The following is a 14,593-nucleotide window of genomic DNA, read 5'->3' as shown; positions in this document are numbered from 1 at the left end:
TTAACGCGGTGAATGGCGCCCTGCGCTGTCCGTCATAATCCTGGGAGCTAAAAGCATGTGGAACTATTCCGAGAAAGTGAAAGATCATTTTTTTAATCCCCGTAATGCCCGGGTCGTGGCAGAGGCCAACGCGATTGGCGATGTGGGTTCGATAAGCTGCGGCGACGCCCTGCGTCTGATGCTGCGAGTTGATCCGCAAAGCGAAACCATTCTTGAGGCCGGGTTTCAGACCTTTGGCTGCGGCAGCGCCATCGCCTCCTCATCGGCGTTAACGGAACTGATTATTGGCCGCACGCTGAAAGAAGCGGAACAGGTCACTAACCAGCAAATCGCCGACTATCTCGACGGGTTGCCGCCGCAAAAAATGCACTGCTCAGTCATGGGCCAGGAAGCGCTGCGCGCGGCAATCGCCAACTACCGGGGCGAAACGCTCGATGACGATCATGACGAAGGCAAACTTATCTGCAAATGCTTTGGCGTTGACGAAGGTCAGATTCGCCGCGCGGTGTTGACCAACGGCCTGACCACCCTCGAAGAGGTGATCAACTACACCAAAGCAGGCGGTGGCTGCACCGCCTGTCATGAAAGTATCGAACTGGCGCTGGCGGATATTCTGGCCGAGCAGCAGGCGGCACCGGCTGTCGCGGTTGATGGGACAAAAGATCCGCACTGGCAGGAAGTGATCGACGCGATTACCGAACTGCGCCCGCACATCCAGGCTGACGGTGGCGATATGTCGCTAATTAATGTCGCGAATCACAAAGTCACCGTCAGTCTCTCCGGCAGTTGTAGCGGCTGCATGATGACCGATATGACGCTGGCCTGGCTGCAGCAGAAATTAATGGAACGTACCGGCTGTTTTATGGAAGTCGTGGCGGCTTAAGCCACACCTCACTATCCGTTATGGGGGAATAAAGATGAAACCGATTTATCTGGATAATAACGCCACCACCCGTATCGACCCGATGGTGCTGGAGGCGATGATGCCGTTTTTGACTGAGCATTACGGCAACCCTTCCTCGATTCATGACTTTGGTCTGCCCTCGCGCGGGGCGCTGGAGCGTGCCCATCAACAGGTCGCCGCCCTGCTTGGCGCCGATCACGCCAGTGAAATCATTTTTACCTCCTGCGCCACCGAAGCGACCTCGACGGCGCTGCATGCCTGCACGGAATTGATGCCGGAACGCCGCGAAATCATCACCACCACGGTAGAACACCCGGCGACGCTGGCCGTCTGCGAACACCTGGAGCGCCAGGGCTACCTGGTCCACCGTATTGCGGTCAATGCCGACGGCGCAATCGATATGGCCCAGTATCGTCAGGCTCTCAGCCATCGGGTAGCGGTCGTCAGCGTGATGTGGGCCAACAATGAAACCGGGGTTATTTTCCCGGTGGCAGAAATGGCAGAACTGGCCCATGAATATGGCGCGCTGTTCCACTGTGACGCGGTTCAGGCGGTGGGGAAAATTCCGCTGGCGATCGGCAAAACGCAAGTAGACATGCTGTCATGTTCTGCCCACAAATTGCACGGGCCGAAAGGCGTCGGCTGCCTCTATTTGCGTCGTGGCACACGCTTTCGCCCGCTGCTACGCGGCGGTCATCAGGAGCGGGGACGGCGCGCAGGCACAGAAAATATTGCCGGGATTGTCGGTATGGGCAGCGCCTGTGAACTGGCGCAGGTTCATCTGCCCGGCATGAGCGAAATTGCCCGACTTCGCGATTATTTGCAGGAGGAACTGGTCAATCGTGTGCCGTCGGTGAGGGTGATGGGCGGCAACCAGCCACGGGTACCGGGCACCGCGAATCTGGCGTTTGAGTTTATTGAAGGCGAAGCCATTTTGTTACTGCTTAATCAGGCAGGGATCGCCGCGTCCAGTGGCAGCGCCTGCACGTCGGGCTCCCTTGAACCGTCGCATGTGATGCGCGCAATGAACATTCCCTATACCGCCGCTCACGGCAGTATTCGCTTCTCCCTTTCACGTTACACGCGCGAAAAAGAGATTGATTACGTCATTGACGCGTTGCCGCCGATTATCTCCCGGTTGCGGATGCTTTCGCCTTACTGGCAGGACGGTAAACCACTCCCGGTGGAATCATCATTTGCGCCGATTTACGGCTAAGCGGAGGCGGCTATGGCCAGTGTGCTGATTAACGACACAACGCTGCGGGACGGCGAACAAAGTCCCGGGGTGGCGTTTCGCGCAAGCGAAAAAGTCGCTATTGCCGAGGCGCTGTTTGCTGCCGGCGTCACGGCGCTCGAGGTGGGAACACCGGCTATGGGCGATGAAGAACGCACTCGCATTCAGTTAGTCCGTCGCCATTTACCGACGGCAACACTGATGTCCTGGTGTCGAATGAATGCCGGGGAAATCCGCCAGAGCGCCGATCTCGGTATGGACTGGGTGGATATTTCCATTCCGGCGTCCGACAAACTGCGTCAGTACAAATTACGTGAACCGCTGGCTGTGCTGCTTGAGCGGCTGGAAAACTTTATCGGCCTGGCGCGCACGCTGGGGCTGGCAGTCTGTATCGGCTGTGAAGATGCGTCACGCGCGGATGACGACACGCTTCGCCAGATAGCGAGTGTCGCGCAGGAGGCTGGCGCACTGCGTTTACGCTATGCCGATACGCTGGGCCTGTTGGATCCTTTCGCAACTGACAACGCTATCCGTTCGCTACGTCGCGACTGGAACGGTGAAATTGAGATACACGCCCATAACGATCTGGGGCTCGCCACAGCCAATACCCTGGCGGCGATACGCGCCGGCGCGACCAGCGTGAATACCACTGTGCTGGGGCTGGGTGAGCGTGCGGGAAATGCTGCACTGGAGACCGTCGCCCTCGGTTTAGACCGATGCATGGGGCTTGATAGCGGCGTTGATTTTAGCCAGTTGCCCGCACTCTGCCAGCAGGTCGCCGAGGCCGCCCAGCGCCCTATCGACGCCCAGCAACCGCTGGTTGGCGAACAGGTCTTTACCCATGAGTCCGGGGTACATGTCGCCGCGCTGTTGCAGGACAGAGAGAGTTATCAGGCGATTGATCCGGCGCTGATGGGGCGTGAATATCGCCTCGTGCTGGGAAAACACTCTGGCCGCCAGGCGGTGGACGGGGTCTTCGCCCGGATGGGCTACCCCCTTAACGCGCTGCAAATCGACATACTGCTTCCGGCCATTCGCCGCTTTGCGGAGAGCTGGAAACGTACGCCGAAAGATTATGAACTGATCGCCATTTACGATGAGCTGTGCGGCGAACCCCTTCGCCAGGTGGGAGGCTGAGTATGGAGTGGTTTTATCAGATTCCCGGCGTCGATGAGCTGGAAAGCGCTGAATCCTTCTTTGAGTTTTTTTCCGTTCCGTATGAGCCCGCCGTGCTGCGCAGCCGCTGCCTGCTTGTGCTTAAAGCCTTCAACCAGAAACTACGCGCCAACGTACCGTTGCGTAATCTGCTGGAGGACGACACGCGCGCGCCGTGGCTCCTGGCCCGGCGGCTGCTGGCAGAGAGTTACCAGCAACAGATGCCCGGAGGTGGACAATGACCCCGGCGTTTACCTTTGGCGACGAGGTTCGCGTAACGCGGGCCATTCGTAATGACGGCACGATGCCTGGCTACGCTCGCGGTCAGTTGCTGGTACGACGTGGCAGCACCGGGTTTGTCCGGGAATGGGGCGTGTTTTTGCAGGATGAGATTATCTATCAAATTCACTTTCTCGACGGTGACATCGTGGTTGGCTGCCGTGGACAGGAGCTGATTCCGGCAAGCGAGCCCTGGAATGCCGGGATGCTGCAGTTCGGCGATCGCGTCATCTCTTTACAGCCCTTGTCGGTCAATGGCGTGGTGGTAGTCAGCGTCGGGGAAACCGGGCAGATCGAAGCCACCGATCAGGAGGATGGTAACAGTTACACCGTCACTTTTTCCGGACGCTGGTTTCAGGTTCCCGCCAGCGCCCTGCGCTTAGCGGAGGAGTACGCATGAGTAAAGCCTGGGAACAATTCGCACGGTGGCGTCTGGCGAAAACCCGCTGGAACTGCGAGCCACAGGATATTCCGGCCAGTGAAAAAGCGGCGTTTGAACAGGCGTGGCGTCGGCAATATTTTCTGGAACAGGCGATCATTCAACAGGCCCATGATTTGCCGCTCACCGATGCCCTGCTACAGCGTATTGACGCCTCGCTGGCGGAGTTACTTACCGAAAGCGCGTTTACCGGGGAAGAACGTCAGGCAGTGGTGCGTCATCATGCGCTGATGGAACTGCAATTTGTGCGCATCAACGGACAGACGCCCTTACCTGATGACCTGACGGTACTCACCTGGTATCAGCGTAATCAGGAAAAATTTATGCGCCCGGAGCAGCGGTTAACCCACCATCTGTTGCTCACCGTTGATAATGACAACGACGTTGTACGCCGCCAGGCGATGCAGTTTTACCGGGAAATTCAAACCTCGCGTGAGGCGTTTTCGCGTCTGGCAAAACGTTATTCCCACTGTCCGAGTGCCTTAGAAGGTGGGCTGCTGGGCTGGATCAGTCGCGGTTTGCTTTATCCCGAGCTTGAATCCGCGCTGTTTGCCTTGCCGGAAAACGGCATCGCCGCGCCGGTGGAAACGGAGTTGGGCTGGCATATTGTCTGGTGTGAACATATCCGTGGGCCTCAGGCATTGCCGCAGACAGAGGCGCTGGAAAAAGCACGGGAATTTTTATGGCGGCAGAGCCAGCAGCAGTGGCAACAGACGTGGCTCAATCGCCTGCTTGCAGAGATACCTGCTTGAGGGTGGGCCGATTTTAGATTACCACCTCACCTGGTTCTCAGGGTGAGGGAGCCCCAGTAATATTACGTTTTACAGCGATAACACCGCGTAATGAGAATAAGGCAGGGACAGCGATGACAGGGTCCGGCTGAAAATCGATGAGGCGTTGACGGCTGACCGGGGCCGCCCGCAGGGAAGCGGGCGGAGGGGATAGCCTGCAAGGACGCAGGCTGGTCCCCGACCCGAAAGTCAGACGACATAAGCATCATGGACCGCGCCAGCGGCGATTTTCTTTGCCGGGAGCCCGGGTCGCCAGGGTGGTGGCGGTGAGCCACCCTGGCACGTTCACGGGTACTGTCGCTATAGAGAAGCACAGAACATCAGGTGAACGGAATGACCACCAGAGCCGCATTTTCCCCCTCACCCTGGCCCTCTCCCTCAGGGAGAGGGAACCGATCGGACGCCGCATCCAGGAAAAACTACAAAATCTGCGGCTTAATCTGCTCCAGCCACGACTCCACCCGCTCATCCGTCAAATCAAACTGATTATCCTGATCCAGCACCAGTCCGACGAACTTATCCCCCTCCAGCGCGGCGGAAAAGGAGAAATCATACCCGTCGCCAGGCCACTCACCGACAACCTGCGCGCCGCAACCTACCACCGCGTCATAGAGAGGGCGCAGCGCACTGGCAAAGTTATCCGGATATCCCTGCTGATCGCCAAGCCCATATAAGGCGACGATTTTACCGCTCAGGTTGGCGTCTGCCAGTTGGTCGATAAACTCACCCCAGGATTCACTTTCACATCCGGCGGCAAGACCCGGCAACTGTCCATCCCCCAGGGTCGGTGTACCGAGTACCAGCACCGGGTACGACAAAAACGTCTCCAGCGACGTGCGATTAATATTGACCGGCGCATCCGCCACATCCCCCAGTTTTTGCTGGATCAGTTTGGCGATTTTGCGGGTTTTTCCCGTATCGCTGCCAAAAAAAATACCAATGTTAGCCATGTCGCGCTCCTGTTGAGAAAGAATAAGGCCGCCTGCAAACGGCGGGTATCCCTCCTCCTGTTGCGAAGGCTGTGCCAGGTTTTTAAGCGGCTTTCGCTGCACTGAAATGGGCGAAAAGATGACTCTTTTTTGTGCAACACACGCCTTCGCCCCGGCATCCAGGACGGTCCTGAATGCCTCCAGAGACCAAATCAGGGCAAAAATACGAACCAGGATCAATGTTTCGGCGTGTTACCTGCTTTAAAGGTGTACTCTTTGCATGGTTAATCACACCCAATCAGGGCAGCGGATGTCGGCCGTTTCACAACACAAAATGTTGTAAACGCGACACAGCCGGGCCTGAAACCAGGAGTGTGTGATGACCTTTAATATGATGCTGGAGACCAGCGCGCCGCAGGAGCTTGCGGGTAACCTATCCCTTCAACATCCCGGACTGTTTTCCACGATGGTTGAACAGGCGCCGATCGCGATTTCATTGACCGACCCGGACGCGAGAATTCTGTATGCCAATCCGGCCTTTTGTCGCCAGACTGGTTACAGCCTGGCGGAATTGCTCAACCAGAACCATCGCATACTGGCAAGCCAACAGACACCGCGCAGCATTTATCAGGAACTGTGGCAAACGCTGCTACAACACATGCCCTGGCGCGGCCAGCTCATCAATCGCCGTCGCGATGGCAGCCTCTATCTCGCAGAGGTTGATATAACCCCGGTCATCAACAAACACGGCGAACTGGAACACTATCTCGCCATGCAGCGTGATATCAGCGCCAGCTATGCCCTCGAACAGCGATTGCGCAATCACACCACCATGAGCGAAGCGGTGCTGAACAACATTCCTGCCGCCGTGGTGGTCGTTAACGAGCAGGATCAGGTGGTACTGGATAACCTCGCCTATAAAACCTTTTGTGCCGACTGCGGCGGCAAGGAACTGCTCACCGAGCTTGATTTCTCCCGGCGCAAAAGCGATCTCTATGCCGGGCAAATACTGCCTGTAGTACTGCGCGGCGCCGTACGCTGGCTCTCTGTCACCTGCTGGCCATTGCCGGGTGTGAGCGAAGAAGCCAGTCGTTACTTTATTGATACCGCGCTTCCCCGCACACTGGTGGTGATTACCGATTGCACCCAGCAACAACAACAGGCCGAGCAGGGCCGCCTCGATCGACTTAAACAGGAGATGACCACCGGGAAACTGCTGGCGGCGATCCGCGAATCGCTGGATGCCGCGCTGGTCCAGCTAAACTGCCCTATCAATATGCTGGCGGCGGCGCGCAGACTCAACGGCGAAGATAACCATAACGTGGCGCTGGATGCGGCGTGGCGCGAAGGCGAAGAGGCGCTGGCCCGCCTGCAACGTTGCCGCCCTTCTCTCGATCTGGAGGAGTGCGGGCTGTGGCCCCTGCAACCGCTGTTTGACGACCTGCGCGCGCTTTACCATACCCGTTTTAATAATGGCGAAAATCTGCACGTGGAAATGGCCTCTCCGCATCTGACGGGGTTTGGTCAACGCACGCAGATCCTTGCCTGTCTCAGTTTGTGGCTGGACCGCACGCTGGCTCTTGCCGCAGCGCTGCCGGACAGAGCGCTACACACCCAGCTCTACGCCCGAGAAGAGGATGGCTGGCTGTCTATCTGGCTGACCGATAATGTACCGCTCATCCATGTGCGATATGCCTACTCCCCCGATGCGCTGAACGCCCCCGGCAAAGGGATGGAACTCCGGCTGATTCAAACCCTTGTTGCCCATCACCGCGGCGCAATAGAACTGACCACCCGTCCCGAAGGCGGTACCTGCCTGACCCTGCGATTCCCGTTATTTCTTTCACTGACTGGAGGCCCACGATGACCCAGCGACCCGAGTCGGGCACCACCGTCTGGCGTTTTGATCTTTCCCAGCAATTTACCGCCATGCAGCGCATCAGCGTGGTGTTGAGTCGCGCAACGGAGATAAGCCAGACGCTGCAGGAGGTGCTGTGCGTCCTGCATAATGACGCGTTTATGCAACACGGCATGCTGTGTCTGTATGACAACCAACAGGAAATCCTGAGTATTGAAGCCTTGCAGGAGGCAGACCAACATCTGATTCCCGGCAGCTCGCAAATTCGCTATCGTCCGGGCGAAGGACTGGTGGGGGCCGTGCTTTCCCAGGGGCAATCTCTCGTGCTGCCCCGTGTCGCCGACGATCAACGCTTTCTCGACAGGCTGGGTATCTATGACTATAACCTGCCGTTTATCGCGGTCCCGCTGATGGGTCCGGGCACGCAGCCGATTGGCGTGCTCGCGGCTCAGCCGATGGCGCGTCTGGAGGAGCGACTTCCTTCCTGTACGCGTTTTCTGGAAACTGTCGCCAATCTGGTCGCACAGACAGTACGGCTGATGACCCCGCCGACCGCCCCGACACCTCGGGCTGCGATTGTCCAGACCGAGCGCCAGCGCAATTGTGCATCGCCTCGTCCCTTCGGCTTTGAGAATATGGTGGGCAAAAGCCCGGCTATGCAGCAGACAATGGAGATTATCCGCCAGGTATCACGTTGGGACACCACGGTACTGGTGCGTGGCGAAAGCGGCACCGGTAAAGAACTTATCGCCAATGCTATCCATCACAACTCTCCCCGCGCCGCTGCACCGTTTGTAAAATTTAACTGCGCCGCACTGCCGGATACGCTGCTGGAGAGCGAATTGTTCGGCCATGAAAAAGGGGCTTTTACCGGCGCGGTTCGCCAGCGTAAAGGGCGTTTTGAACTGGCGGACGGGGGTACGCTGTTTCTGGATGAGATTGGTGAAAGCAGCGCCTCTTTTCAGGCAAAACTGCTGCGTATTTTGCAGGAGGGCGAAATGGAGCGCGTTGGCGGTGATGAAACCCTGCGCGTCAACGTGCGGATCATCGCCGCCACCAACCGCAATCTCGAAGAAGAGGTGCGAATGGGCAATTTCCGCGAGGATCTTTACTATCGCCTCAATGTGATGCCCATCTCCCTGCCCCCGCTGCGTGAACGTCAGGAGGACATTGCAGAACTGGCGCATTTTCTGGTGCGCAAAATCGCGCAAAACCAGGGGCGCACCCTACGGATCAGTGATGGCGCCATTCGGCTGCTAATGGGCTACAGCTGGCCCGGTAATGTGCGTGAACTGGAAAATTGTCTGGAACGTTCGGCGGTGATGTCAGAAAACGGCCTGATTGACCGTGATGTGGTGCTGTTCAACCACCGTGAAAACACGCCTAAGCTGGCGATTGCCGCCACACCTAAAGAGGATAGCTGGCTTGATCAATCGCTGGATGAACGTCAACGGCTTATTGCCGCGCTGGAAAAAGCCGGATGGGTGCAGGCCAAAGCGGCGCGCCTGCTGGGAATGACGCCCCGTCAGGTCGCCTATCGGATACAAATTATGGATATCAGTATGCCCAGGATGTGACGGTTCACTTTGTGGCATTCAGCACATTGTCAGCTAAACGCCACATTTACGACAAACAACGGCGAATACGGGTTTTATAATATCTTAATTTTCAAAGAATTAACTTTTTTGTGAGCGGTACGGGTTTTGCAGCAGGAAGACATGACTACGCAAATTAAGGAGCGATCATGACTTCCTGCTCTTCCACGACTGGCAAGCGTTGCCAGACATCTGATGAACCGTTGACCGATTTTATCGCTGGCAAGGTGGCGTCACACCCCTGCTACTCCCGCAGCGGCCACCACCGTTTCGCCCGCATGCACCTGCCGGTCGCACCTGCCTGCAATTTGCAGTGTAACTACTGCAACCGAAAATTCGATTGCAGTAATGAATCCCGCCCCGGCGTCTCGTCGTCGCTACTGACCCCCGAACAGGCGGTGGCGAAAGTTCGCCAGGTCGCAACGGCGATTCCTCAACTGTCGGTGGTGGGTATTGCCGGTCCCGGTGACCCGCTGGCTAATATTGGCCGCTCCTTCAGAACGCTGGAACTGATCCGCGAGCAATTACCCGATTTGAAACTGTGTCTGTCGACGAATGGCCTGATGCTGCCCGATGCCGTTGATCGCTTGCTGGATGTTGGCGTTGACCACGTCACCGTGACCATTAACACCCTCGACCCGGATATCGCCGCAAAAATCTATGCCTGGCTGTGGCTTGACGGCGAACGGTACAGTGGTCGCGAAGCCGGACAGATCCTTGTGGCCCGCCAGCTCGAAGGGGTGCGCAGACTGACGGAGAAAGGCGTACTGGTGAAGATCAATTCTGTGCTTATCCCCGGTATCAACGACCATTCTCTGGTAGATGTCAGTCGCACATTGCGGCAATACGGCGCGTTCATTCATAACATTATGCCGCTGATTGCCCGACCCGAGCATGGCACCGTTTTCGGTCTTAATGGTCAACCTGAGCCAGACGGGACAATGCTTGCCGCCACCCGCGAGCAGTGTGGCGAGGTCATGCCGCAAATGACCCACTGCCACCAGTGCCGCGCCGATGCGATAGGTATGCTTGGCGAAGATCGCAGCCAGCAATTTCTGTTTACCCCGACGGAAACCGCGCCTGCGCCCTGGCTGCCGACCTTACATAAACGCGCCAGGCTACACGCCAGCATTGCTACTCAGGGCGAGTCAGACGAGGCGGATGCCTGTCTGGTGGCGGTCGCCTCCACACGAGGAGACGTGATTGACTGCCATTTTGGTCACGCGGATCGTTTTCGTATCTACAGCCTTTCCTCGGCAGGCGTGGTGCTGGTAAATGAGCGTTTTACCCCAAAATACTGCCAGGGGAGCGACGAATGCGAACCGCAGGAAAGTGAAGCGCGTATGGCGGCGATCATGGCGTTGCTGGCGGATGTCAAAGCCGTTTTTTGTTCACGTATTGGCTACGGTCCCTGGCAGCAACTGGAGGCACAAGGTATTCAGCCTTGCGTCGATGACGCCTGGCAACCGGTCGTCCCGACGCTTGCGCACTGGTGGGAAAAGGCACGTCAGCAGTGGCAACAACACGATCGTCGCAAGGGGGTGGCATGACGGCCTTCGCGCAACACGACTGGCTTCGTCGCTTGCTGCATCTTTATTCGCATGGCGAAGGTTGTTATCCCTTGCAGATGGGGCTTTCCGACACCCGCTGGCTGGCGATCAGCACGCATAACATACCGCTGGATTGCGCACCGTCGGATGTGGTTTTGCGGCGTAAGTTGATGTCGGAACTGATCGCCAGCCGTGAAGAGGAACGTATGCAACTGGCTGACTGGCTGGCGTGCTATATGTTGCCGGCGGCGGAGCCGATGCATCAGATCATTGCCAGTGTATCGCTGGCATTTAACCATCTGTGGCAGGATCTCGGGCTGAGTTCACGCGAGGAATTGCGCGAACTGATGACCGACTGCTTTCCGCAACTGGTTGAGATGAATAGTGAAAATATGCGCTGGAAGAAGTTTTTCTATCGTCAGCGTTGCCTACAGACAGAGGGGGAACTTATTTGTCGCTCGCCCAGTTGTGACGCATGTTGCGAACGGCAGCTCTGTTTTGATGTGCCTTAACCCTTCTGGCCCTGCCCGCATGCAGGGCCTTAATGCTTTACCTTTCATAAATTGTTAAATCACGTATTTAAGCCTATATTTTTTATTATCATCAGAGAAATTATGCGGGGCAAACGTGTTCATTTACCTGCGGCGTTAAGGTACCTTGTATTATCGAGAATGATGTGAGGCGTGCGGATTTGTGAGGTAATGAATGTTTTCTTTTGTGGCCAGACAGGCAATTTTCGATAACAAATTAAACACTGTCGGTTATGAACTGCTTTTCAGGGATAGTATGGTAAACCGTTTCCCTGATGTTTCATCGGAACAGGCAACCACACAACTGATTGAAGAACAGTTTTTTGGTGCGCCGGTTGGTCGTAAGAATGAGAACAATTCCGTTTACGTTAATTTTCCGCATCAGTTATTGGTGGATGGCCTCGCCGAAACCCTGCCAAAAGATCGTGTCGTCATTGAAATTCTCGAAACCTCCAGTCCCGACCAGCGCTTGCTCGAAACCGTAAAACGGATGCAAACCCACGGATTTCGTATCGCACTGGATGATTTTTCGCTCAGTGCAGAATGGGATGCGTTTATACCCTATATTAATATTATTAAATTCGATATTCAGAGAAATTCACGAGAAGAAATTGCCGCTTATATAGACAATAAGCACGAGATGTTACGTCACACCGTTTTTCTTGCCGAAAAAGTTGAAAGTTATGACGAATTTGAAGCCTATAAAAAAATGGGGTTTCACCTCTTTCAGGGCTATTTTTTCAGCAAACCTGTAGTACACAAAAGAAACAAACTGTTACACAACCGCGCATTTGCCTTAAAACTCATGCATGAAGTGAACGTCGAATCGCCAAATTTGAATCGTATTGAAGACCTGCTCAAGCGCGATGTATCGCTGTCATTCAAAATTATGCGTTACGCGCAAAATATCCTTTACAATAAAAGGGGAATTACCGGTTTACGTAACCAATCGCTGAAAGATATTGTCGTTTATCTCGGGATTAATGAGCTACGTCGCTTTGTACTGGTAGCCTGTTTAACGTCATTCGAAACCGTTAAGACCACTGAAATCTATTACCTGAGCCTGATTCGCGCCAAATTCTGTGAACTGGCTGCGGCCCAAACCCCCTCACGCTCGTTATCTAACGAAGCCTTTATGGTTGGATTATTCTCGTTACTGGATGTGATCCTCGAAATGCCTCTGGAAGATCTGATGGCGCAAATTGCGGTATCGCAAGAGGTCATTATGGCTTTGCAGCACCAAAACGGCGTGCTGTATCAATACGTCTGTCTCGCTATGCTCTATGAGCAGCGCCTGTGGGAAGAAGCCAGTGAAATGGCGCAAGGCATCGGACTACCGGAAGCGGCAGTGAGTGAGATGATGAATACAGCGACGAAATGGGCCGATGAGTTGCCGGTAAGTTTTGCAAAATGAATAGCTGAGTGCTTCTGGCAGTAGTTATTTCCACTGCTAAATTATTTTGCATTGAAACATTATTTCAGTTCCTGAATGAGCATGTTTTTTCATTTTGTTAACATTTTTAACATATTTATCATTCCGATCGAAGATCATTTTTTAACCACGCAAAGCCTCGCCGCAATAAAATAAAAATATGTGATTAAGATCAATTAAAAACAATCAACCTTTTCACTCTGATTACCGATAAAAGTATTACCTTTCATTAAAAAAAGACCACTATGAAAAAATTTTCTCAGGCATCCGTCTTAGCAAAATTGCTGACCGGCTTTTCCATTCTTATCGCAATGATGTTAGTTCTCGGCATCGTCTCGATTTATCAGTTGCACGTCAGTAAAACCCATATTGATAAATTCCGCGATAATCGTATGCCAGGCGTTCGATATACCCTGGAAATGCGCGGCGTATTATCAGAAATGCGCTTACAGCAAATTCAGTATATCGGTTCCGTCACGCCGGCCGAACGCGAACAACATCGTGGTGAGCTCCTGCAAAATCAGGAGACATTCTTAAAAGCACAGCGCGAGTTCGCCAAAATCTCTGCCGACGCGCCGGAAGATACCCGCACGCTGTTTAATACTGTTGTCGATAATTTCCGGAATTTCGTCGATGTCAACGCCAAAGTGATTGAGGCTGTCAGCGCCGGGCGGCTTGAGGAGGCATCTAAAATCAGCGGCGCGGTGTCGTCCAAATACCGCACCCAGTTGATGAAAGACCTGGCCACACTGGTGGACAAAGAGGTCGCCAGCGGAGAAGAAGCAGGCGTGATTGCGCAGTCCGGCTACGACAAAGCACTCTACACCTTCTGTGGGTTGTTACTGCTGGCACTGATCGCCACCGGATTCATCGCACTCGTCATCTCCCACAGCCTCTCCCGCCAGTTAGGTGGCGAACCCTCTTATGCCGTGGAGATCATGAAAGAAATCGCGTCAGGTAACCTGAAGGCTGACGTCAAACTAAAAGACAACGATACCCAAAGCCTGCTGGCCACCATCAAGTTTATGAATGGCAAACTGGCCGATATCATTGATGGCATTATTCACGGTAGCGAAGCAATCTCTCTTGCCGCCGGAGAAATATCGCAAGGTAACAGCGATCTGTCCCAGCGTACCGAGGAACAGGCAGCCTCGCTGGTGCAAACCTCGTCGAACATGCAGCAGATTACGGAAAACGTGAAGAGCAATGCGGATAACGCCCGTCGCGCCAGCGATCTGGCGCGCGAGACCTCTCAAACTGCCGTCAAAGGCGGTAAAGAAGTAGACGATATGCTTAAGCGGATGCATGAAATCGCCGACAGTTCGCAGAAAATCGTCGATATCATTTCTGTGATTGAAGGGATTGCTTTCCAGACGAATATCCTGGCGCTCAACGCCGCCGTTGAAGCCGCCCGCGCCGGTGAACAGGGTAAAGGTTTTGCCGTGGTCGCGGGTGAAGTGCGTACTCTGGCGCAAAAAAGCGCCAACGCCGCGAAAGAAATTAAGCAGCTCATTGAAGGAACGGTTCACAAAATTACCGACGGGTCGCGCTATGCCGATACGGCCAGCCGCGCCATGGAGCAAATTGTCACCTCGGTAAACAAAGTGACGGACATCGTCGCGGAAATTTCCGCCGCCTCCACCGAACAGCATCAGGGGATTCGCGAGATTAGCGTCGCCATTGACCAGATGGATCAGGTTACCCAGCAGAACGCCACGCTGGTGGAACAGGCCGCTGTCGCCGCCCACTCAATGTCCGAGCAGAGCGAGCAGCTGCGCAACTCCGTACGTTTCTTCCAGTTGAATATGCAAGAAACCCGCTAAAACAGGTGACGCCGGGAAACCGGCGTCTCTTTATCACCCTCAACCTTCCCTCATTCTTCAGCAGTTCTCTTCTG

The 14,593-nt window shown here is 55.0% G+C and carries 13 protein-coding genes; 12 read left to right on the top strand and 1 reads right to left on the bottom strand.

Annotation, left to right across the window (positions count from 1 at the left end; translation table 11 throughout):
* Window positions 1-55: 55 nt before the first annotated feature.
* The 6 genes from nifU to nifM are packed head-to-tail and all read left to right on the top strand — an operon-like array spanning window position 56 to window position 4,763.
* Window positions 56-883 (top strand): Fe-S cluster assembly protein NifU, encoded by an 828-nt coding sequence (gene nifU, locus AB182_RS11850; protein ID WP_047370266.1) that lies wholly within the window; start codon window positions 56-58, stop codon window positions 881-883.
* 34 nt (window positions 884-917) lie between these two features.
* The gene (gene nifS, locus AB182_RS11845; protein WP_047370265.1) at window positions 918-2,120 is read left to right on the top strand and encodes a cysteine desulfurase NifS; all 1,203 of its coding nucleotides are present in this window, start codon (window positions 918-920) and stop codon (window positions 2,118-2,120) included.
* 12 nt (window positions 2,121-2,132) lie between these two features.
* Window positions 2,133-3,275: a homocitrate synthase gene (gene nifV / locus AB182_RS11840; RefSeq protein ID WP_047370264.1), complete on the top strand. Its 1,143-nt coding sequence runs from the start codon at window positions 2,133-2,135 to the stop codon at window positions 3,273-3,275.
* 2 nt (window positions 3,276-3,277) lie between these two features.
* Window positions 3,278-3,535 carry a nitrogenase-stabilizing/protective protein NifW gene (locus AB182_RS11835; RefSeq protein ID WP_047370263.1) on the top strand — a complete coding sequence of 86 codons (258 nt, stop codon included), beginning with the start codon at window positions 3,278-3,280 and terminating at the stop codon, window positions 3,533-3,535.
* Window positions 3,532-3,972: a nitrogen fixation protein NifZ gene (locus AB182_RS11830; protein ID WP_047370262.1), complete on the top strand. Its 441-nt coding sequence runs from the start codon at window positions 3,532-3,534 to the stop codon at window positions 3,970-3,972. Before AB182_RS11835 ends, AB182_RS11830 begins: the two co-directional genes overlap by 4 nt.
* A complete protein-coding gene (gene nifM / locus AB182_RS11825) occupies window positions 3,969-4,763 on the top strand; it encodes a nitrogen fixation protein NifM (RefSeq protein WP_047370261.1) in 795 nt (264 codons plus the stop codon). The genes AB182_RS11830 and nifM overlap by 4 nt, the downstream gene beginning before the upstream one ends.
* Before the next feature lie 458 nt (window positions 4,764-5,221).
* Here the strand turns inward: nifM and AB182_RS11820 are convergent, their stop codons facing one another.
* Window positions 5,222-5,752 (bottom strand): flavodoxin, encoded by a 531-nt coding sequence (locus tag AB182_RS11820; protein ID WP_047373270.1) that lies wholly within the window; start codon window positions 5,750-5,752, stop codon window positions 5,222-5,224.
* A 358-nt stretch (window positions 5,753-6,110) separates the two neighbouring features.
* On the opposite strand from AB182_RS11820, the gene nifL reads away from it, so the two are divergent.
* From nifL to AB182_RS11790, 6 genes are all read left to right on the top strand, one after another.
* Window positions 6,111-7,598, top strand: coding sequence for a nitrogen fixation negative regulator NifL (gene nifL, locus AB182_RS11815; RefSeq protein WP_047370260.1), 1,488 nt, complete (start codon window positions 6,111-6,113; stop codon window positions 7,596-7,598).
* Complete coding sequence (gene nifA / locus AB182_RS11810; protein ID WP_047370259.1) at window positions 7,595-9,166, top strand: nif-specific transcriptional activator NifA; 1,572 nt, start codon at window positions 7,595-7,597, stop codon at window positions 9,164-9,166. The genes nifL and nifA overlap by 4 nt, the downstream gene beginning before the upstream one ends.
* Window positions 9,167-9,333: 167 nt before the next feature.
* Window positions 9,334-10,734: a nitrogenase cofactor biosynthesis protein NifB gene (gene nifB, locus AB182_RS11805; protein ID WP_047370258.1), complete on the top strand. Its 1,401-nt coding sequence runs from the start codon at window positions 9,334-9,336 to the stop codon at window positions 10,732-10,734.
* Complete coding sequence (locus AB182_RS11800; RefSeq protein WP_047370257.1) at window positions 10,731-11,246, top strand: nitrogen fixation protein NifQ; 516 nt, start codon at window positions 10,731-10,733, stop codon at window positions 11,244-11,246. Before nifB ends, AB182_RS11800 begins: the two co-directional genes overlap by 4 nt.
* Window positions 11,247-11,520: 274 nt before the next feature.
* On the top strand, window positions 11,521-12,678 hold the full coding sequence (locus AB182_RS11795; protein WP_327078455.1) for an EAL and HDOD domain-containing protein: 1,158 nt from the start codon (window positions 11,521-11,523) through the stop codon (window positions 12,676-12,678).
* Window positions 12,679-12,941: 263 nt separating this feature from the next.
* Complete coding sequence (locus tag AB182_RS11790; RefSeq protein WP_047370255.1) at window positions 12,942-14,519, top strand: methyl-accepting chemotaxis protein; 1,578 nt, start codon at window positions 12,942-12,944, stop codon at window positions 14,517-14,519.
* Window positions 14,520-14,593 lie beyond the last annotated feature (74 nt).

This window comes from Phytobacter ursingii (assembly GCF_001022135.1).
Taxonomy (GTDB): Bacteria; Pseudomonadota; Gammaproteobacteria; order Enterobacterales; family Enterobacteriaceae; genus Phytobacter; species Phytobacter ursingii.
The sequence above is the reverse complement of the archived record's forward strand: the minus strand, read 5'-3'. Positions and strand labels throughout refer to the sequence as shown.

Coding starts and splice junctions, on each gene's coding strand:
- nifU (WP_047370266.1), top strand. CDS start 56: ATGTGGAACTATTCCGAGAAAGTGAAAGATCATTTTTTTAATCCCCGT.
- nifS (WP_047370265.1), top strand. CDS start 918: ATGAAACCGATTTATCTGGATAATAACGCCACCACCCGTATCGACCCG.
- nifV (WP_047370264.1), top strand. CDS start 2,133: ATGGCCAGTGTGCTGATTAACGACACAACGCTGCGGGACGGCGAACAA.
- AB182_RS11835 (WP_047370263.1), top strand. CDS start 3,278: ATGGAGTGGTTTTATCAGATTCCCGGCGTCGATGAGCTGGAAAGCGCT.
- AB182_RS11830 (WP_047370262.1), top strand. CDS start 3,532: ATGACCCCGGCGTTTACCTTTGGCGACGAGGTTCGCGTAACGCGGGCC.
- nifM (WP_047370261.1), top strand. CDS start 3,969: ATGAGTAAAGCCTGGGAACAATTCGCACGGTGGCGTCTGGCGAAAACC.
- AB182_RS11820 (WP_047373270.1), bottom strand. CDS start 5,752: ATGGCTAACATTGGTATTTTTTTTGGCAGCGATACGGGAAAAACCCGC.
- nifL (WP_047370260.1), top strand. CDS start 6,111: ATGACCTTTAATATGATGCTGGAGACCAGCGCGCCGCAGGAGCTTGCG.
- nifA (WP_047370259.1), top strand. CDS start 7,595: ATGACCCAGCGACCCGAGTCGGGCACCACCGTCTGGCGTTTTGATCTT.
- nifB (WP_047370258.1), top strand. CDS start 9,334: ATGACTTCCTGCTCTTCCACGACTGGCAAGCGTTGCCAGACATCTGAT.
- AB182_RS11800 (WP_047370257.1), top strand. CDS start 10,731: ATGACGGCCTTCGCGCAACACGACTGGCTTCGTCGCTTGCTGCATCTT.
- AB182_RS11795 (WP_327078455.1), top strand. CDS start 11,521: ATGGTAAACCGTTTCCCTGATGTTTCATCGGAACAGGCAACCACACAA.
- AB182_RS11790 (WP_047370255.1), top strand. CDS start 12,942: ATGAAAAAATTTTCTCAGGCATCCGTCTTAGCAAAATTGCTGACCGGC.